Annotated in this window: 21 protein-coding genes, 1 tRNA gene and 1 riboswitch; of the genes, 11 read left to right on the top strand and 11 right to left on the bottom strand. The window is 55.1% G+C overall.

What is annotated here, in order from left to right:
• Positions 1–58: 58 nt before the first annotated feature.
• From N5W20_RS05525 to metZ, 3 genes are all read right to left on the bottom strand, one after another.
• On the bottom strand, positions 59–1,468 hold the full coding sequence (locus tag N5W20_RS05525) for a sugar porter family MFS transporter (protein ID WP_319806174.1): 1,410 nt from the start codon (positions 1,466–1,468) through the stop codon (positions 59–61).
• A gap of 337 nt (positions 1,469–1,805) precedes the next feature.
• Complete coding sequence (gene apaG / locus N5W20_RS05520) at positions 1,806–2,279, bottom strand: Co2+/Mg2+ efflux protein ApaG (RefSeq protein WP_319806173.1); 474 nt, start codon at positions 2,277–2,279, stop codon at positions 1,806–1,808.
• A 43-nt stretch (positions 2,280–2,322) separates the two neighbouring features.
• The gene (metZ, locus tag N5W20_RS05515) at positions 2,323–3,510 is read right to left on the bottom strand and encodes an O-succinylhomoserine sulfhydrylase (RefSeq protein ID WP_319806172.1); all 1,188 of its coding nucleotides are present in this window, start codon (positions 3,508–3,510) and stop codon (positions 2,323–2,325) included.
• Positions 3,511–3,569: 59 nt separating this feature from the next.
• Positions 3,570–3,650, bottom strand: a riboswitch (SAM riboswitch).
• Between the two features lie 103 nt (positions 3,651–3,753).
• Here metZ and N5W20_RS05510 point away from each other — a divergent pair.
• From N5W20_RS05510 to N5W20_RS05470, 9 genes are all read left to right on the top strand, one after another.
• A tRNA-Gly gene (locus N5W20_RS05510) sits at positions 3,754–3,827 on the top strand.
• Positions 3,828–4,219: 392 nt separating this feature from the next.
• Positions 4,220–4,825: a hypothetical protein gene (locus tag N5W20_RS05505; protein ID WP_319806171.1), complete on the top strand. Its 606-nt coding sequence runs from the start codon at positions 4,220–4,222 to the stop codon at positions 4,823–4,825.
• A complete protein-coding gene (locus tag N5W20_RS05500) occupies positions 4,822–6,555 on the top strand; it encodes a DNA-directed RNA polymerase (protein WP_319806170.1) in 1,734 nt (577 codons plus the stop codon). Before N5W20_RS05505 ends, N5W20_RS05500 begins: the two co-directional genes overlap by 4 nt.
• A gap of 423 nt (positions 6,556–6,978) precedes the next feature.
• Entirely contained in the window at positions 6,979–7,524 is a 546-nt protein-coding gene (locus tag N5W20_RS05495) for a hypothetical protein (protein ID WP_319806169.1), read from the top strand.
• On the top strand, positions 7,496–7,981 hold the full coding sequence (locus N5W20_RS05490) for a RusA family crossover junction endodeoxyribonuclease (protein WP_319806168.1): 486 nt from the start codon (positions 7,496–7,498) through the stop codon (positions 7,979–7,981). The genes N5W20_RS05495 and N5W20_RS05490 overlap by 29 nt, the downstream gene beginning before the upstream one ends.
• A 32-nt stretch (positions 7,982–8,013) precedes the next feature.
• A complete protein-coding gene (locus N5W20_RS05485; protein ID WP_319806167.1) occupies positions 8,014–8,253 on the top strand; it encodes a hypothetical protein in 240 nt (79 codons plus the stop codon).
• A gap of 317 nt (positions 8,254–8,570) precedes the next feature.
• Positions 8,571–10,178, top strand: coding sequence for a toprim domain-containing protein (locus N5W20_RS05480; protein WP_319806166.1), 1,608 nt, complete (start codon positions 8,571–8,573; stop codon positions 10,176–10,178).
• 256 nt (positions 10,179–10,434) lie between these two features.
• Positions 10,435–12,225: a DNA polymerase gene (locus N5W20_RS05475; RefSeq protein ID WP_319806165.1), complete on the top strand. Its 1,791-nt coding sequence runs from the start codon at positions 10,435–10,437 to the stop codon at positions 12,223–12,225.
• Positions 12,226–12,270: 45 nt separating this feature from the next.
• On the top strand, positions 12,271–12,906 hold the full coding sequence (locus tag N5W20_RS05470) for a hypothetical protein (protein WP_319806164.1): 636 nt from the start codon (positions 12,271–12,273) through the stop codon (positions 12,904–12,906).
• Here N5W20_RS05470 and N5W20_RS05465 read toward each other — a convergent pair.
• Positions 12,830–14,830: a tetratricopeptide repeat protein gene (locus tag N5W20_RS05465; RefSeq protein ID WP_319806163.1), complete on the bottom strand. Its 2,001-nt coding sequence runs from the start codon at positions 14,828–14,830 to the stop codon at positions 12,830–12,832. The two genes, N5W20_RS05470 and N5W20_RS05465, sit on opposite strands and share 77 nt — an antisense overlap.
• Between N5W20_RS05465 and N5W20_RS05460 the strand changes: the two genes are divergently transcribed.
• A complete protein-coding gene (locus N5W20_RS05460) occupies positions 14,829–15,710 on the top strand; it encodes a hypothetical protein (RefSeq protein WP_319806162.1) in 882 nt (293 codons plus the stop codon). The two genes, N5W20_RS05465 and N5W20_RS05460, sit on opposite strands and share 2 nt — an antisense overlap.
• The gene (locus N5W20_RS05455) at positions 15,707–16,084 is read left to right on the top strand and encodes a dATP/dGTP diphosphohydrolase domain-containing protein (RefSeq protein ID WP_319806161.1); all 378 of its coding nucleotides are present in this window, start codon (positions 15,707–15,709) and stop codon (positions 16,082–16,084) included. Before N5W20_RS05460 ends, N5W20_RS05455 begins: the two co-directional genes overlap by 4 nt.
• 96 nt (positions 16,085–16,180) lie before the next feature.
• On the opposite strand, the gene N5W20_RS05450 is transcribed toward N5W20_RS05455, so the two are convergent.
• The 7 genes from N5W20_RS05450 to N5W20_RS05420 form a co-directional block, all read right to left on the bottom strand.
• Positions 16,181–16,630, bottom strand: coding sequence for a lysozyme (locus N5W20_RS05450; RefSeq protein ID WP_319806160.1), 450 nt, complete (start codon positions 16,628–16,630; stop codon positions 16,181–16,183).
• A complete protein-coding gene (locus N5W20_RS05445; RefSeq protein ID WP_319806159.1) occupies positions 16,627–16,809 on the bottom strand; it encodes a hypothetical protein in 183 nt (60 codons plus the stop codon). Before N5W20_RS05445 ends, N5W20_RS05450 begins: the two co-directional genes overlap by 4 nt.
• The gene (locus N5W20_RS05440; RefSeq protein WP_319806158.1) at positions 16,806–17,072 is read right to left on the bottom strand and encodes a hypothetical protein; all 267 of its coding nucleotides are present in this window, start codon (positions 17,070–17,072) and stop codon (positions 16,806–16,808) included. The genes N5W20_RS05445 and N5W20_RS05440 overlap by 4 nt, the downstream gene beginning before the upstream one ends.
• Complete coding sequence (locus N5W20_RS05435) at positions 17,065–17,265, bottom strand: hypothetical protein (protein ID WP_319806157.1); 201 nt, start codon at positions 17,263–17,265, stop codon at positions 17,065–17,067. The genes N5W20_RS05440 and N5W20_RS05435 overlap by 8 nt, the downstream gene beginning before the upstream one ends.
• Positions 17,262–17,615, bottom strand: a complete 354-nt coding sequence (locus N5W20_RS05430) for a hypothetical protein (protein ID WP_319806156.1) — start codon at positions 17,613–17,615, stop codon at positions 17,262–17,264. Before N5W20_RS05430 ends, N5W20_RS05435 begins: the two co-directional genes overlap by 4 nt.
• A gap of 15 nt (positions 17,616–17,630) precedes the next feature.
• The gene (locus N5W20_RS05425; protein WP_319806155.1) at positions 17,631–18,275 is read right to left on the bottom strand and encodes a hypothetical protein; all 645 of its coding nucleotides are present in this window, start codon (positions 18,273–18,275) and stop codon (positions 17,631–17,633) included.
• A 220-nt stretch (positions 18,276–18,495) separates the two neighbouring features.
• Positions 18,496–19,107, bottom strand: a complete 612-nt coding sequence (locus N5W20_RS05420; RefSeq protein WP_319806154.1) for a phage adaptor protein — start codon at positions 19,105–19,107, stop codon at positions 18,496–18,498.

Raw genomic sequence — 19,107 nt, 5'->3', positions numbered from 1 at the left:
AAAAGGGCCGATGCAGCTTTCACCATATCGGCCCGCTTAGCCTCGTTAGAGCGCCAGGTTACTGCCCGATATCGCGCAGCCGGATACCGCGGCGCAATTTCGATTCAATGCTTTCAAGCGACACATCTTTCGTTTCAGGCACGAAGCTCTGCGTGAAGATGATGAAGGCTGCATTGAGCGCGGCGAAGAGCCACATCGTGTTCCCTGCGCCCAGCATGGAAAGTAACGGCAGGAAGGTCAGCCCGATGACAAAATTGGTCGACCAGTTGGAGAATGTCGAGCATGTCACCCCGAAATCCCGGCCTTTAAGAGGCTGAATTTCAGAGCACAGCACCCAGATCATCGGGCCGGCGGAGGAGGCGAACCCGACAATGAAGAGCAGCAGGAAGCCGACAGAGAGGTAAGGCAGGATCGGAGACGTATCCACCCCGATTGTCAGAAGGACGGCAAGTCCGCCCATGCCCAACGCCATCGCGAAAAACCCGACCGTCAGAAGTCTGCGGCGCCCGAAATTATCCGCGTAGCCAATGGCGATGAAAGTTGCGAGGCAGTTGACGAGCCCGACAATTGCGGTGCTCCACAAAGCCCCATCCTGACCAAAGCCCGAGCTTTCAAAAATCGTGGGTGCGAAATACATGACCGCATTGATACCGGTCAGCTGCTGCACAAGCTGCAACACGATGCCGAGGAAGACAGCGCGGCGGAAATTCCCATCCTGCAGGAACATACCGAAACCACGCTGGCTTTTTTTTATCTCAAGCTGTTCCTTGATATCCTCGACCTCACGCGCGACTTCCGATTGGGACTCGCGCAGGTCATGCAACACGGCGAGGGCTTCCTTTTCCCGGCCCCGCAGCATCAGCCAGCGCGGGCTGTCCGGCAGGAAGAACGCACCGATGAAAAAGAGAATTCCGGGGATGGCGACAATCCCGAGCATTAGCCGCCAGGCGCCCCAATAGGCGAGAATCGCGTCAGAGACGAAAGCGAGGAGAATGCCGATTGTGACCATGAGCTGATAAGTGGAAATCAACCCGCCACGACGACGCTCATCCGCGACTTCCGAGATGTAAAGCGGGGCGACGAAGCTCGCGACACCGACGGCGAGGCCCAGCACCGCGCGCGCCACCATCAGGAAAATGGCGGAAGGGGCAAAAGCGCAGAGCAAAGAGCCGAGAACGAACAGAAAAGCGCTGATAATAAGCGCCATGCGTCGCCCCAGATGAAGCGAGATCGGGTTAGCGCCCAGTGCCCCGGCCATCGCGCCGAACATCATGAAGCTGACGATGAGTCCTTGCTCTGTATTCGAGGCATTGAATTCATGCGCTATGAATTGACGTGCACCAGAAATGACGCCGATATCGAGCCCGAACATCAAGCCTGCAATTGATGCGAGAAGTGCTGCGAAAAGCATCCGCCCCGCGAGCGGACGGTGCGAAGGTTCGGCTGCCGCCTGGTCTATATCACTCAAAATGAATATCCTTATTTTTCAAGGGAAGTGGTCGGCCCAGTCAGGCACATCCCACACGGCGCAGTAATCAACGACCAATGTCGCCTATAACACACAATTCACATAGGAAACATGACTTTCACGTGATGAGCGTGTCACGGAGGAAGATGGTTGCAACGTCGTGACTTCTAGGGCTTTTTAGAATCCGTAGCGTTCTGAGCAGGTCGCATCATGATTATTCCATAACAAAAATTTAACATATAAATGTTTTATTTTATAACGGCGTCAGGTGCCACGCTATTTGCGTCGTGATATCGCTTGAGACAGTCCTGCTTGCAGGGAGGGCGGCCCATAAACCCTAATGGATTGTCGCTCTATGATGCGGGCTGTCGAGACTGAAAGTCGGGACGAGCACGTCAAACCTCTGCCCGGTCGAGGGAATGATGACGTGGTAAGTGCCCTGCATAATGCCTGACGGCGTGTGCAGAGCGGCGCCGGATGTATATTCAAAAACGGCGCCGCTCGCGATGATCGGCTGCTCACCGATGATCCCTTCACCATGAACATGATCAGATCGGCCACTGCCATCTGTGATGCACCAGTGACGACTCAGGATCTGGATGGTTTGCGTGCCGTTATTTTCCACCTGGATCGTGTAGGCCCAGACATAGCGGTGCTCATCCGGCGCGGATTGATCATCCAGCCAGAAGGGACGCACGGTGACGACGATGTCGCCGGTGCGCGCTTCGAACGCGGGGGGAGCATCGAGAATATCCGAAAACTCACCACTTGTTTGCGGGAGGAGCCCCGAGCTGGAGTCACGATCTGCCATATGCGCGTTTTAGCTTCTGAGTTCGATGGAATGCAACGAATCTTTAATGATCCATCTCCTCCAGTGCCTGGGCGAGATCCGCGATCAGATCTTCACTCTCCTCCAACCCGATGGAAAGGCGCAGCACTGCCTCGGTAATCCCAAGCCGGGCACGCTCTTCCGCCGGCACGCGCATATGGGTTGTTGAGGCCGGGTGTGTGATGAGGCTGCGGGAATCGCCCAGATTATTTGAGATGGTGATGAGCTTGAGCGCATTCATGAATCGAAATGCCTTCTCCTGATCACCCCGCAATTCAAAAGCGATAAGGCTGCCGCCATGGCTCATCTGCTGACGGATGAGGGACGCGGCGGGGTGATCCGCGCGTCCGGGATAGTGCAACTTTCGGATCGCTTTGTGGCCCGCAAGGAAGTCAGCCACCATCGCCGCGTTTGACGCCATGGCGCGGTCCCGGAGCGGGAGGGTTTCCAGCCCTTTCAATAAGACCCACGCATTGAAGGGCGACAGGCTGTTACCCGTATTACGCGTGAAGGGCTGCACGACATCTTTAATCCAATCCGCTTTTCCCAGGATGGCCCCACCAAGGACGCGTCCCTGGCCGTCAATATGCTTCGTGCAGGAATAGAGGACGACATCCGCGCCAAGTGACAATGGTTTCTGCCCGATGGGCGACGCGAAGACATTATCCACCATTAGAAGCGCCCCCGCACGATGCGAAAGATCGGCGATTTTCCGAACATCGATGATGTCGAGCATCGGGTTGGAGGGGGTTTCAATCAGCACGGCTGATGTTGGCACGGACAAGGCTTCTTCCCAACCGGCCTCATCATGGACGTCGACAAAGACGGTCTCGATTCCGTAACGCGGCAGCAGCGTGGCGATGATCCAGTGGCAGGACCCGAACAGCGCGCGCGAGGCGACGACCCGGTCACCCGATTTGGCATGCGCTAAAAGCGCCGAAGAGATGGCCCCCATCCCCGTGGAGGTGACAATACAGGCTTCAGCACCTTCAAGCCGCGCGAGGCGATCCTGTAAAGCATCCGTCGTCGGGTTGCCGAAGCGGGAATATTGGAAATGATTTTCCTCCCCCATGAAAGTCGCGGCGGCCTGCTCTGCACTATCGTAAACAAAGCCTGAGGTCAGGAAAATGGCCTCGCTTGTCTCTCCGTGAGGTGTGCGGTAAGTATCCGCATGAAGGAGGGATGTTGTCAGACCAAAATTGTGGGATTTCATAACTGGAAACACTCCAAAATGGGCGTCAGACGCCATTCTGGCCGTGGAAAGCCGAGATCACTTACGTGATACGGGCCTCTTTAGCGCAATTTATTTTACCTCGCTGCAAGCCGGCCTTCCAAATGACGAGGGTCATCGCATCAGATGCGTGACAAATCCATATGAGCAAGCTTCGCGGGCGACGTCAATGCACCTTGCGCCGCGCTTGTGCGGATGAGGCGTTTCATGTAGGTAAATGCCGATGCGGGTGTAGTTCAATGGTAGAACGGCAGCTTCCCAAGCTGCATACGAGGGTTCGATTCCCTTCACCCGCTCCATATTTCCCGGGAAAATTTGTGTTTAAAAGCTATATGCCGCAAGGGTTTTAGGTTAAGGTGTAAATCTGTTATATTACAAACCTAAACAGGCAAAGGATTTCAGCCGTGGAGCCCTATTTTAGCCCTAGTTCAGCCCTACAAGGCTTCAGAACAGACGTCGGAAAATCACACGAAACAGCCCCTCACCCGGCGCAGCTTTACCGCCAGGTTGAATGGGAAATGATCGGCGTCCGCCGTGCTGCAAAAATCTTCAACGAGGATGTTCAGACTGCCACCGAACAGGGGCGCTTGCATGAGATTGGTGCGGGGAGGGTGCTCTTTAAACGCCTCGCGCACCGTCTGATCCCGATGCTCGAAGGGATGTCAGGGGCAATTTGCAAGACGTGGCAGCGATGAGGGGGCGTTCAGGGACTCGCCCTAAACTTCATGCCGCGCCTCTCGCATCTTTTGCGGATGACGTGGAGAAGCTCGCCGTAATCGCCGCAGCCACTGTGGTTGGCGAAGTTGGCCGCGCACTGACGCCCCGTGCCACGCATGTCGCCCTCGAAATTGCGCGCGCACTCAAAGCGCAACTCGATATGAACACGTTTTTACGATCCGCGAAGGGGCGGAAGAAGGAAGACGCCACGGCTGCCAAAGCACTCGTCAAAGCGTTTCGCGCCGCGCATCCGAAGCCAACGCCACGCCAGTGGGCGTCGTGGAAAAAGCGCCTGGAGCAGATCGAATTCGCGCAATGGACGGAGCAGCAGCGTCTCGCCATCGGTGCTCTCCTGCTCGATCGTGTCTGCGCTGCCTCAGAAGGCGGGATTGTCTGTCGGGACCTGCAGACGGACGGCGCGAAGAATCCGGCCAAGCACGTCATGGCGTCCGCCGAGCTTCTTCAAGCCCTTTCAGAGGATAATGATAGGCTCAGCGTCGGTGCTCCTCGAAAGATGCCGATGATCATCCCGCCCATGCCGTGGCGTTACGTGACGCTCTCAGAAGGAGTTGCGCCATGACACATGCTCAAGGAGGCTTTTTCCTTATCAAGGAGCCCCTGATTAAGGGGGACGCGCACCAACATACATGCGCCGTGTGGGAAGCGCTCAGCATTCCTGACATAACGGCTTTAAATCACGCACAGGCGACGCGATGGCGGATCAACTCGTTTATACTCGATACGCAGCGTAAAGCGTTCGCCGACCAAATTCCGCTTCCCGCCATACCGATCGAGAGGTCGCCGCTCTCCGCCATCCCTGTCGACTATATGCAGTGGCGTGAAACGATCAGACAGGGGCGGAAGAAGTTCTTTTCTGATGAGATGTGGGAAAGCTTCTCGGACGATGAGCGCACGGAGATCAGGCAGAAATTGGCCAAGGCGCACAGTGAAGGAGTCGCCCTCGTAAGTCAGGTTGCGGCCTTCACGGACCGTCTCGCGGTCGCAGAGGAGTTGCGGAACGAGGCGAGCATTTTCATGCCGCACAATAAGGATTTTCGAGGACGCATCTATCCAACAATCACGTCAGGTCCCCATCCTCAGCTTGATGATGCGGGGCGCGCTCTTCTCCACTTCTCAGGAGGGAAAAGGTTAGGTGAGTTAGGTTACTACTGGCTTCTCGTGCATGCTGCGAATTCCTGGGGTTTTGACAAGGCCCCACTCGATCTGCGTGCCTGCTGGGCACTGGACCATAGGTCAGAGATGATCGCAGCCTCCCGCGATCCTTTCGAAGATGCCTGGTGGCGGGAGGCGGACGCCCCATGGACCTTTTTAGCAACGTGTCACGAGCTTGCCATCGCCTGGCAATCCGAAGCACCCGAAAACTTTGTGAGCCACTTACCCGTGTCTCTCGACGGCACTTGTAACGGGCTTCAGCACCTCAGCGCGATGGTGCTTGATCCGAAAGGGGCACGCGCCACTAATCTATCTGCGTCGGAAACGCGCAACGATATTTACGTGGAGGTTGGCCGCGCCTTCCGCACGCTCTACGAAAAGCAGGTCGCTGACGACGCGATCAAGCAAGCCTCCTATCATGACCGAATCGATGATGAGCGTTTTCTTCGCGACTTCGTCAAGCGCGGCGTTATGACGACGCCTTACGGGGTGACTGCAAAAGGTTTGGAGGATCAGCTTCTCAATTCGGATTGTCTTTCTGGAGAACCAGCGGAAAAACGCAAAGAGGCGCGCGAGGCGGCAAGGTTACTGACGGATGCCCTGGAAGAGCAAATGGGTCCCGCCCGGGTCGTCATGAAGTGGCTTGGAGATGTTGCTGAGAATTTGGCAAAGGCCGAATTGCCCTTCACCTGGCGCACGCCGCTCGGATCAACGATACAGCAGGCCTATCGGAAGCCCTCCATCAATCGTGTCTCAACTCTCCTCGGCCAACTCCACCTGCAATCGACGGACCCCACATTGAGCCTTAATCCGAAGAAGCAGAGGGCCGGGGCGTCACCAAATTTTATTCACAGTTTTGACGCCGCGCACATGTCGATGACGGTCAATCTCGCTTATGAACGCGGCGTGCGAGATTTCGCCCTCGTCCATGACAGTTTCGGCACCCACGCAGCGGACGTTGAAATCCTCGCGCGCGCTCTAAGAGAGACATTCGTGCAAATCTATGAAACGGATCAATTGAAGGCTCTGGCTTTGGATGTCACGCGCGTCGCGCCCAGCGTCGCGATCCCAGACATTCCGCGTCGAGGGGCCTTTGACATTCACGAGGTGCTCAAAGCGCCCTTCTTCTTCTCGTGATGTAACCAGTAATATTACGGACTACGAGTAAATGGTTGCCCTACGACCTAGCGTCGCATTTCACCTCAATCAGGAGAATTCAAGCTGCCCACCGCACCGCACAAATCCTCTCGTAAGTCCCGTAAATCCCCGCTTTACACGTCTAAAAAAGCCTCCGCCCGCAAGGCGGCGCAGGTGAAAGAGCTGGGCAGGGACGCTGACGGGGCCTGCCGCTTACGCCGCCGGATCGACGGCGGCCAAGCCTTCCCGACCGACATTGCCAACGTAGGAAATTGAAAAAACATGGCTAATTCGAAGCGCATCATGATGACGACCCCGGAGGGGACATTACTCTTCCCAAGCCTCAATCAACCCAACGTCAAATTCAATCCAGAGGGCGTTTATGAAGCGCCCCTCATTCTCAGGAAGGATGCTCCTGAGACCGTGGCATTTTTTAAAAAGCTCGACCCCTTCCTCGAAAGCGCTCGGAAAAATACCGAGACACTTTTTGAGAAACTCCCTCTCGCGGCGCGAAAGAAGTTGGGGTCTCTGACCTTCAATCCGCCCTATTCCGAGCTTTTCGACGACACGACAGAAGAGCCGACCGGGGAAATCAAGTTCAACTTCAAGTTGGGTGCGACCTGGAAAGGAAAGGATGGGAAGACCGGCGTTCGGCGTGCACCCCCTTTATTCGATGCCTCAAATCGTAAAATTGTCGACGCGCTTGAAGTCGGCAGCGGGACGCGGGCGCGAGTCAGTTTTAATATCCATGTCAATGAGGAGACCGGCGCGCACGGCTACTTCATCCCCAGCCAAGGTGCGGGCGGTATCAGCTTGAAGCTTGCGGCTGTTCAAATCATCGAGCTTCGCCGCCAAGGCGAGATGAGTGCCGAGGAATATGGTTTCGAGCAGACCGATGGCTACCAGGCCCCAGTCTCTGAAGAAAGCGCTCCTTTCGAAGATGTCAGTGCCAACAGTGCCGATTTCTGACCCGCGCTGTGTCCATCAGACGCTCGCGGCAATTGAGTGGATCAGCAGACATTGCGGCGAGGTGCGCCATCTCCAAGTGGAGGCTGAGCCACGCCCTGAGAGCCTCAGAGCCGCGATCAGGGGCAAACACGCCATACTTTATAAAGGCAAGCTTTACGATGCGTTTCTGTCTGAAGCTGTCAGGCAGCTCGCGGCGCAACGCCCCAATGAACCGCTTAATGGTGACCTCATTGGCGTTGCTGAGATTATCAGCACAAAGCCTAAGACGACAAAGCGCGCCCGTCCCAAGGGCGACGTGGACAATCTGGTCAAAGGCGTTCTGGATGCGCTGACGCAGTCACGATGCATCGTTGATGACGACAATCTTATGAGCCTCGTCATCGGAAAGCGCTGGGCGCTGCCAGAGGAAAAAGCAGGTGTCAGAATCTGCATCGGCAGGCTGGACCCGCCTGAATGAGAAAATTTTTCACATAGGAAGTGAGGTCGAAGATGGTTGGATCATTACGCGCTTTAGATATCGAGATCGCTTCGGATGGAAATTTTCCACCTTTCGAGGTGGGGTACGATTGCGACGGCTGTGCTCCGCAGGGTGTGGTGCGTTTTTACCTGAGTGATGAACAAAAATTCGCAATGTCAGAGCGTCAATTCATGACGGTGGCAAAAGTCTTGAGCAACGTCATGGATCTCCAGACGCCTCGACAGGGTGGTCGCTTCGATTTCGAGATTTGACCCGGACCAACTCACGAGAAAGCTTTTAGGCCTTCGAAGGACAGAACAGGACCCCCAACATTTTTGTGCCCTCCACGCTTCGCGTTGGGGGGTTTTCTTTTGCCAAAACTCAGGCGGCTCAACCACCAGCCAAAGAGTTGCTGGAGAAGGGACATTAGGTGCTGCCCGGCCCCCTTTTCACCCTATGAAAATATCGCGGATCGTGGGCCAGCTTTCATGCAAACGGCTCACTTCCACGACGTCTCGGAAAATGGAAACGACTCTGTGGATTACCATCATGACGTTGTTCCATACGACAATGAGGATATTTGCCGACGGTGAACAATTCCTCTGAATATCTTGAGAAAACTGCATGTCTTGATTGCGGCTCCTCGGATGCGTGCGCCCTTTATGCCGATGGGCACACGCATTGTTTTTCATGCGGTGTTCATCATCAGAGCCGTGATGCTCCCTCAAAGAAAAAGGACGGGTGTAAAGCGTCAGATTTTATTTCGGGGACATATGAGCCTCTCACAAAACGTAAGATCACCGAGGCGACCTGTCGAAAACTTGGCTACCTTGTCGGGATCGACGGAAGCGGCAAACATGTCCAGATCGCGGAATATTTTGACAAAGACGGTGAGCGCGTCGCGCAGAAAATTCGCTATCCTGACAAAACCTTTCGCGTGGTGGGCGACCTCAAATCTGCGACGCTTTTTGGGCAAACCAAATGGGCGGCAGGCGGCAAACGAGTTGTTGTAACAGAGGGTGAAATTGACGCTCTGAGTGTTTGCCAAGCCTTCAATGATTCGTGGCCGGTCGTTTCCATTCCGTCCGGGGCGCAAAGTGCGCGCAAGGCTCTCAGCAGGTCTATCGAGTGGTTGGAGAGCTTCACCGAAGTCGTCTTAATGTTCGATAATGACGAGCCAGGTCGCGCCGCTGCTTCGGAGTGTGCCTCTTTATTTTCGCCTGGACGATGCAAGCTGGCGACGCTCCCGCGCAAGGACGCTAATGAGTGTCTCCAGCACGGTGAGGTTAAAGCGATCACGCAAGGGGTCTATCAGGCCCGTGGTTACCGCCCCGACGGGCTCGTCACTCTTGAGGAGATCGAAGACCGCGTCCTGAAACCGACGGAGACGGGTCGCGCCTGGTGGGATGACCGCTTGACCGCCGCAACGTTCGGGCGGCGCTTCGGGGAGGTCTATCTTCTCGGCGCGGGGACGGGGGTCGGGAAAACCGACTTTCTGACACAGCAAATCGCTTACGACCTCCAACAAGGTTGGCGTTGCGGAGTCCTTTTCCTCGAACAGGGCGTTGCCGAAACCGCACGGCGCATCGCTGGGAAAATGGTCGGAAAAATCTTTCACGTGGCACCGTCGCAGGAGGCCACATCTGATCTAGAGGCGGCTTGGGGCAAGCTGAAAACGCTTCCGCTCGATCTCTATGAAAATTTTGGCGCAATGGATTGGGGCAATATCAAGGGCCGTATCCGGTTCATGGTCCAATCTCTCGGTTGTGAGCATATTTACCTCGACCACCTTACGGCACTCGCCGCCGCTGAGGAGGATGAGCGAAAAGGTCTGGAGCGCATTATGGCGGAAGCGGCCGCCTTGGCGAACGAGCTCCATTTCACCTTCCACATCGTCAGCCACCTCTCCACACCTGATGGCAAACCCCATGAGGAGGGAGGGCGCGTCATGATCCGACATTTTAAAGGCAGTCGCGCCATCGGATATTGGGCGCACGCCATGTTCGGGCTGGAGCGTGATCAGCAGGATGAATCCCAACGAAATCGCTCGGTGCTGCGCTGCCTCAAAGATCGCTTCACGGGCCGCGCAACGGGGCGAACCTTTCCATACGAATATGACCAGGAAAACGGGCTTCTTACGCCCATTGATAAATGCATCGGAGAAAATTATGGCTTTACGGCGTCAGAAGACTTTTAAACTCGACAGTCCCCTCCTACGCGTTATCTGCGGCGTTCTGCTTATGATTGGCGCAGTGACGTGCCCATCTTTGGGGTGGTTCGTCGGCACGTGGGCACTTATTGGCATATCCCTGAGCATATGGTCGAAAGGACTGCACCTCAAAGCGTTTGGTGTGGAGCTTTGGGTTTTTTAAATCGAGCACCTGATATGGGACTGCGAGGCGGATGGTCTTCTTAACCAGGCGACGAAACTTCATTGCCTTCAAATAGGGTCAGTGGCGGGCAAAGATGTCACGATTTATTGTGACGCGGTGCCCGGCTATAAACCCATCTCCAATGGCCTCCAACGCCTCGCAGCCGCCGATCGCCTGATCGGGCACAACACGCTCAAATATGACTTTCCCCTCATTAACCGCCTTTACCCTGAGACGCTTCGCCTCGAGCAGCAAGTCGATACGCTCATCATGGCGCGGCTCTTCGACCCAGAGACACGCAACCACGCTTTGAAAGACTGGGGAGAGCGTTTGCGTGTCGCTAAAGGAGACTTTGAAGGCCCTTGGGATGTCTGCACGCCTGAGATGCTTGATTACGCCCGGCAGGATGTCGTCGTCACGCGGGCGCTGTATCACCACGTCAAGACCGTTGAGACATGGGGCTGCCTGGAAACGGAAACGAAATTTGCCTGGCTCATGTTTCTGCAAGAGCAGAACGGTTTTCGTCTCGATTTAAAAGCGGCTCAGGCGCTGGAGGAGGCGTTGCGCGGCGAGCTCGCTGAGCTCTTTTACGAGGCGCAGTCGGCTTTTCCACCCCGCTTTGTCCCTGCCGCGCCCTCAATCTCTCAATCCGTTTTTCATCCGAAAAGCGACAATAAGCGCTTGGGATATGTAGCGGGCGCACCGCTTACAAAAATCAAGTTGCAGGATTTCAACCCTGGTTCACGGCGACAGGTCGCGGAGCGCTTACAGGAGCTGGGATGGAAACCGTCAGCATACGGTAAGAATGGGGTTCCCACCGTTGATGACGAGATACTCGCCGCCCTGCCTTACCCGCAGGCACAGAAGCTCGTCCGCTATTTCGGTATCGCGAAAATGCTGGGCCAGCTCAGCGACGGCAAGACGGGATGGCTCAAAGTTGTCGGTGAAGATGGCCGGGTCCACGGGCGGGTTAACACGGTCGGATGCGCACCAGGCCGATGCGCGCATAGCAGCCCGAACATGGCGCAAGTCTCGAAGAAAGATCTGCGCATGCGCGCGGTGTGGGTGCCTCGCCCAGGGTGGAAGCTCGTCGGTTGCGACGGGGCCTCCATTCAAGCGCGCGCCCTTGCACATTATCTGAGCCCTTACGATAAAGGCAAAGCCATTGAGCGTGAAATCAATGGTGATAAGGCGCTCGGAACAGACACACACTCAGTTAACCGAGATGCGTTGGAGCCGTGCGGCTTTCACGTCCCGGCGCATCTGACCGCAGAGGAGGCAGGGCACCTTAAATCCCGTCTGCGCGACGGCGCAAAACGCGCTCTTTACTGCGTTCTCTTCGGTGGGGGCGATTTCAAACTCGGTGCGACTTTGAAAGAGGTCATCAGGGAAGCTGGGCTCGTTGTTCCGAAAGCCCCCGAGACGAAGCTCGGAAAAGCCGCCAGAGCGCGTTTATTCGAAGCCATCATCGGTTTTGACAAACTTTCAAATGCGATCAAAGCCGTTGCAAGGCCCCGGGAGAGAGGCGGACGCGGATATTTGACCGCTCTGTCAGGCTTCCACGTGAAGTGCCGGTCTGAGCACTCCGCGCTCGTATTCCTTATGCAGAGCTTTGAGGTCTCCATCATGAAATTTGCTGCTGTCATATTCCATTTCGAGAAATGTGTGGCGCATGGCTGGGAGCATGGACGTGACTTTGCCTATTGCGCCAATGTTCATGACGAAGTCCAAATCGAGTGCCACCCGGAAATTGCAGATGCGGTCGGCAAAGCCTTTGCAGCATCAATCAAAGAGGCAGGTGAGCGCCTTGGCTCACGATGTCCAATGGAAGGAGATTATATCGTCGGAGACAATTGGAAAGAAACGCATTGAGAATGCTCCAAAGCGGAGCGAGAAGCGCTGAGCTCTCCGCCGCTCGTGCGCGTGCCAGCGCTACCTGACTATTACAAAACAATTCTCAAAATCATTCAGCGTCATTACCCATCCGCCATCATCGGCGGTGGGGCCTTGCGCGACCTTGTCTGGGGCGGAGCCGTCAAGGATATCGACGTCTTCATCAACATTGCAGACGGGACGCTTGCAGATCGCCTGCCTGATCTTGAGAGAGATTTGCAGGCTCAAAAGACAGAAATTTCCCGCATGAATTATTACGGCAAAGCGGACGAAGTCGGGAAATCGGCGCTGCTTCACGTGAGCCCTCTCGGATCACTTGGCGACACACCGCCAATCAATGTCGTCGAGATTGCGCTGCCGAAATCCGAGCCATATTTCGAAGCCTTCGTGAGGAAGCGTATGGATTTCGGCGCGTGCCAACTGACCTATGACGGGAACCTCGTGAGGATGTCCAGCGCGGCTGAAAAAGACTTGGCCGAGAATACCCTGACGTTGATGAGGGCTGAGAGCGAGGAGGGCGTCCAGAGGTCATTGCGTCGGGCTGAGAGATTGGTCGGCAGGTATCCGGGCCTTACCTTCGAAGTCACTTTTCCTCGCCGCTTACCGAATTGTATCGAGAGTTTTCTAAAGGGTTCGTCGCTGGTTCAGCAAATGGATTGAACTTCGCATTTGGAAAGCGACTCAAAGCTTTCACCCACGTTTGAATGGCAGCGGCTACGTCTCCACTATTCCAGAGCGCTGAGCCCTCAAGGATGATGGCGGCTGGATTTTTTGGGTTGATCTCAAATGCCCGCTTCAACGCATCAATTGATTTTTGCCAGTGACCGATTTTGAAGTAAGCCTCCGCAAGGCGCATCCATACTGCTTCTTCCAAAGGATTTAAGTCAGCTTGTTCCGCCCAGTACGGTGCGCTTTCCTCGAAACGCTGAGATTGAGTCAGTGCATATGCCAGGCACAGGCCGTATTCTGCTCCAGCGAGCTGATAGGCGCGGTGAAAACACAGTGCTGCGTCACTAAAATCCTCATCCTCCAATGCCCAATGCCCGAGTTGGTCCCAGGCCGCGGCTGCGTTCTCCGCGTCGAGCTCGTCGGCAAAGGTGCGCAACGACTCTATGAAAGAAGCTCGATCTCCCAACGATTTCTCTTGCGTTCGATGAAGTTCCAACCTCACCACGAAGTGCGCTAAACGTGACATGGGACCTACTGAGATTTCGTTAAAGCCGTGATGCGCTCGGAAATACTTGGTCCAAAAATCGTCAGCGCAACGCAGATACTCTGGACACGAACTCGTATGTGCTATGACCAGTTTGCAACAGTTCGTTTTTCGAGCAAGTGAACAGCCATCCTGACTCAGAATTGAATTGATTTCTCTGAACGCGGAAGAGTAATTTTCTTTTTTGAAGAAAATTTCCGCCCTGAGGAGTTGGGCAGAAATCATCCTTTCCGCAAGGCGGGGCTCATACGTGATATTGTCGAGCAATTTTAACGCCTCATCGTAGCGATTTTCTATGAAACGAAGGCGCGCCAATGAGTAAAGTGCCTCAGGAAGGTAAGGGTCATACTCCAGAGCTTTTTCATTAAATGTGATGGCCTGCTCGACATTACCTTGTCGCTCGTGAAAAGAACCTATATTTTTAGCGATTAACGCGGAAACTCGACCGTTTCCAGCTTTTAATGACGAGGTGAGAGCTTCTTCAAACGCCTCTTTGGCCGACACTGCCTCGCCGAGGGCGTCATAAGCGTTCCCTATTGTATAATAGACGTCGTAGTCTACATGTCCGTCTTTATTCAATCGCGTCCTGAAAAACTCGATAGCCGCTCTAATCCTCTCCTCGTCAGAGCATTTTTTGTCTAAGCCCAAATTAATCTCAGATTTATAACATGTAATCATATAGTCGCTGTCATTTCCGAAGACAGCGCGGAATTGCTCAAAGTTTGCGCTGATGATGTCGTCCGCCCCCTCTTTGAAGAGATGAAGAACCTGAGACAGCGCCTCTTCCGGATCGGACGACACGAAAAAGAATGAGGAGTGTGGCAGAAGACGCTCAGGAGACGGCTTTTCGTGCAATGAACTTTGCCTCAAATGCTCGACCCTTGAGGCTCGAGTCGAAGCGATTACCTTTGACGCCCATCTTTCCAACGCCGATACCGTCAATTCATGTCGGAACTTTATCGTCACCGTTTGTTGCTGTTTCCACGTTGGATTAGATTTGCCCAGATCCCTCTGCACCTCATCCGCTAAAGAATATAGCATTCGTTTAGTTGGTATATGGTAAGCCACCAATACGCTCGAGGGTTGTTGTAAAAGGTAGGTGAAAGCGCTCACCTTGATCGAAATGCTCAAAGAACCATCCGCGTTCAGTGCCGCTGCAGTGCCTTTAATTTGCACTTGAATTCTGGCGTTCGTTACGTGGTTGCGATCAATTGCCTCAATATGCGCGTCGCATCCGTAATCGTGCTCGTCACTTCCTTGGAAATTGAATACTCTGCTTTCAATAACGAGCTCTCTGAATGCGCTAACAGCTGTGTCTTCGGTGTGCTGATTGCAGTTGAGGGTGGGCAAGTTTTCATGAGAGCGGTCCATGATTCTGCATTATACGAAGTTGAGCCAGACGAGAAGTGGCTGGGCTGATAGACGATGCATTGCGCTAAAATTTTATCCAGGAGACCCAATCACCCTTGCACTCATTGATGGGGACATAGCCGCCTATCGGGCCGCCGCTGCGGTTCAACAAAGCTATGATTTCGGCGGCAATCAGCCCGCCGTCGATTTCGATCTCTCGGAAGCTATCAGGCTCGCAAAGGGGACCGTGGAAGAATGGGCGAAGCTCTCAGGCGCGTCCGATATCCGCGTCCTCTTCAGCGGACCTGGCAATTTCCGAAAGGTCATCTATCCGCAATACAAAGCCAACCGTGTAAAGCGAGACAAACCCCTTGCCTATGTCGAGACGGTTAGAGCGCTGAAACAGCAATTTCGCTGTGATGAGATAAACGGCCTGGAGGCCGATGACCTCATGGGCATTCTTGCCACCACGCCGCGCTACCGCGATAGCATCATCGTGACGCTGGATAAGGACCTCCGCACGGTCCCGGGAAAGCATTTAAATCCCTTAAAGGAACACGCACCGGTCTCAGTGAGCCAAGCGGACGCGCATAAACATTGGTTTCGTCAGGTGCTCACTGGCGACAGCGTGGACAATTTCCCTGGCTGTCCAGGCATCGGGCCGGTCAGAGCAGATAAAATCCTCTCAGGATGGAGCGGCCAATATCTGCATGAAGGCTGGGCCTTGGTGAAGGCGGCTTATCGCGACAAGCAACTTCCAGAGAGCAACGCGCTGCTACAGGCGCAACTCGCCAAAATCCTCACACGAAGCGACTACGATAAGAAGATGAAGGAGGTTGTGTTATGGACACCGCACGGTCAACCGAAGCGGCTCAAACTGAACGGGCACGCGTTCTCGTGAACCATCTTCCCGCCTTCGCCCTCCCAGCGAACGCGAAAGCAGAAGGCGCGCGCTTCAACAAGGGCAAACTTCGCTATGATCTCCTGCCTCCCGATGCGCTTGAGAAGGTCGTTGAGGTGCTCACGAAAGGTGCTGCGAAATACTCTCAGCGTAATTGGGAGCGAGGCTTAAAGTGGAATGAGGGGTGCTATGCCAGCCTCATGCGACATCTGCAATCCTGGGCGCAGGGGCAGGAATTTGATTCCGAGACGTCCTGCCCACACCTCGCGCACGTCGTGACCAACGCGCTCTTTCTGCTGACCTTCCAACTGCGCGGTGTGGGAGAGGATGATCGCGCGGTGCGGCAGGTGGCCACAATGGACCTCAGCACGTAAGGCCCTGCCGGACTGCTCATCGGATTGAAAGATTTGAAAAAAACAGTGCAAGGAAAGCCCTCTGAAGGTTCTCCATTGCACTGTTTTTTTCTTATTTCACGGGGATTGCAGGAAAAGAAGACACTCCTTTTTCCGCCGATTAATGAGGCCCCCCACGATCCTGCCTTTGCTCATAATCCAGTCAAAGAAGGCGACCGCAGCCTCATTCTGTTTGCCCTCATTGAGAAGCCGCAAAATCGTCGAGCCGCGAAAGGCCGTCACGCCGATATTATAGGTGAGGGAGAGGAGCGCGATGCGTTGGCCTTGGCGCAGCGGCACTCTGACGGCCGGTGAAACCCGGTCCCAAAAAGCGCAGAGGTCGCGCATCATAAAGGCTTTGGCTTCCGTCTCCGTGATCGGCGATGTCTGCGGACCAACAGGTGCGCCATTCGGAAGAAAGGTCGTGCCATAACCAATCGTCCAGGTGCCGGTCGCGTCTTGATAAGGACGATCTCTGAAGTCCTCAAGCCGTGCGACGAACTCCGCAGCTTCTGCGAGGAAGCTCAATTGCCGTCAAGGCTTTTTCTGCGGCCCTGGAAAACATCGACCACCTTTAAGGCCGTTGTGACGACTGCCATGATGACGGTGGAGAGAGCCGCCGTGTTCGGCTCCGCAAGGTAGGTTTCTGCACTGGTTGCGATGGTCGCGACGAGGCCACATAGCGCGCCCCATTTGAGTTTGTTCATTTATTCGAAAATCCGTTGAAAAAATGGGAAAGGAGGAATTCGCTGATAAAGCCGACCGCCGTGCCAACCGCCCCCATTGCGGCAAACACGCCCGATAATTGGGCGCGTCCGCGTTCCAAGACCGTGATACGCTTGTTCAAAGTCGAGAGGTCATCCCGAGAGCGCTCTTCATTGCTTGAGACCATCCTGAGGAGGAGATCGACCTTACTGTCGAGCTGGCCGAGCGTGTAGGCGAGCTCACGGCTCGTCGAGACCTCAGTCATGCCGCGCCCCGGCAAGCTGCAACTGCTTGTGCGCTTGCTCGGCCAATGTGACGAGACGCTGCCATTCCTCCGCAGTCGGTTCCCTTGCTCCGCTGAAAGGGCCTTTGAGGAGGATGATGAGCTCTTCGATAATCGGCGCATCTCGCGCAATGGCGCTGAGGATCGAGACGATCAAGGAGATTGCCGCCATCATTGGGGTTGTTTCCCGATATGGTTGTCCGTCAGATAGGTTTGGAAGGCATGCACGGCAGCATTCGCCGTTGTTAGCGCCATGGCCGAGACGGGTGCTCCACTCTTCGCGTCTCTCACCAAAGGTTGAAGGGCGTTCCACGCGCCAGTGTCATACGCGATAATCTTTTGCACCTTATCGTCGTCAGGTTTGCCAAAGGTCCCGGAAACATATTCGGAGGCCAGTGTTTCGGAAGCGGTCAGGACGGCCTGCGAAGCGTAGACCGATTGATGAAGGCTGGCTTGCAGGCTTGAGGCGCAGCCACTCATGATAAGGAGGGCCGCGATCAGGCACCCCCTGAAAAACATTTTCATATCAAATGGCTCGTTTTATTGGGTCTGTGGAATGTCGCCGAGGGCGTCCCGCCAGGCACTTCCATCCCACCACACAGGGATGCCGACATGCTTTGTGGCGCTGGAGGGGGAGATGCAGTTATTGCAAAATTCCTGCGTGTAGCGCGCTTCCATTTTCGAAAGCTCTGAAAGGCTGGCCTGGCCCGTGCGCACGCCTTTCTCCGTCGTCAGAATTTTTGTCACGATCTCACCCCAAGGAGAAAATCGCACAATGGGCTCCGAGACCGCCGCGCCAGGCCGGACAGAGAAAAACTTGAAGCCCTCATCCTTGCCGGACCCGATATTGATGAGATAGGTCGAGGCGTCGCCCGAGAACAGATTCCAAGTCACCACCGCGCCTTGGCAGGCCGTTGCGAAGGTGACACGGTTGACGTCACCACACTCGACACTGATCGTACGTGCACGCCAGAAATTATCTGCTGTGCCGAAGGTGAAATTCTCCTCGGGTCGTATACGACTTCCGGCTTTCGCCGAGCCGATGATGAGGTCTCCAGCGTCGTTCGATCGCAGCTCTGCGCCTTGAAAGATCAACCTGCCATCATCTTCAGTGCCCGAGGGAAGGGTGAGGGAGCTTCCGAGATAGCGCACTAAGCCGCTCTCTCGCCCAATATCCCGGCCCATCAAAACGCCAAAGTTCGTAAGCCACGCGGGCGGAGCTGGGCTGTTTTCAAGCGGCGTGAGAAAGTTTCGGTGCGTGCCTTCAGTGTCAGAAATGACTGGTAAAGCGGCGTCGCGGGAAGAGAGCACTTGTTTGAAGTTCTCAACCTCTTCAGCGACTGTCGCGGCGCGCGCCTTCGTTGCGTGAAGTGCGAGGCATGCAGCCATCAATGCCAAAGCGTTTTTAAACGTAGAGAGGTTGGACGGCAGCAGGCCCACCCGAATTCTCAAAGTCATAATTTTGTTTCTGAATCTCCGCGAGCAAGCCTTGAAAAATATCCTCCCAAGCTTGCGTTTGAGGATGTTGGAACCAGCCCCCCGCATATTTCAGCGCAGCGTAGACAAGAAGGTCAGGGCAGGTTTGGCTGAGGGCATTGGTGTCCTGGGGCGCAAGGAGGGCAGGCGGCTTAGCATAATAGTGAAGGATGGCTTTCTGAGACGGGCGAAGGTTCCCCCTCAGTACGATGTCATTGGCGCAACGCGCATAGGCTTGGGGGGAGGATTGCGTGGGCAACTCAACAATCTGACGAAGCGCCAATCTTTGCAATGCATAAGTGAGCTCGCGTGGTCCCTCGACGAATATATCGATAGGCTCAAGAAAGTCGGTCGGGAGCTCTATCTGCCCACAGCCTTCCTGCGAGGTGAACTCAAGACGCGCTTCCATCGCAGGGATGCGGATAAGCCGCGTAAGACGTTGCTGGGCAGATTGAATAAACCTATCGAGTTGCGCATCCTCCAGATCGGCGCGGTCGAGCTCTCCCCTCACCGCATCACGAATATCGTCAAGCGTTTTCAT

The organism is Candidatus Kirkpatrickella diaphorinae, assembly GCF_025736875.1.
GTDB classification, from domain to species: domain Bacteria; phylum Pseudomonadota; class Alphaproteobacteria; order Acetobacterales; family Acetobacteraceae; genus Sorlinia; species Sorlinia diaphorinae.
Note: the sequence above shows the minus strand (reverse complement) of the source record. Positions and strands in the feature narration are given on the sequence as shown.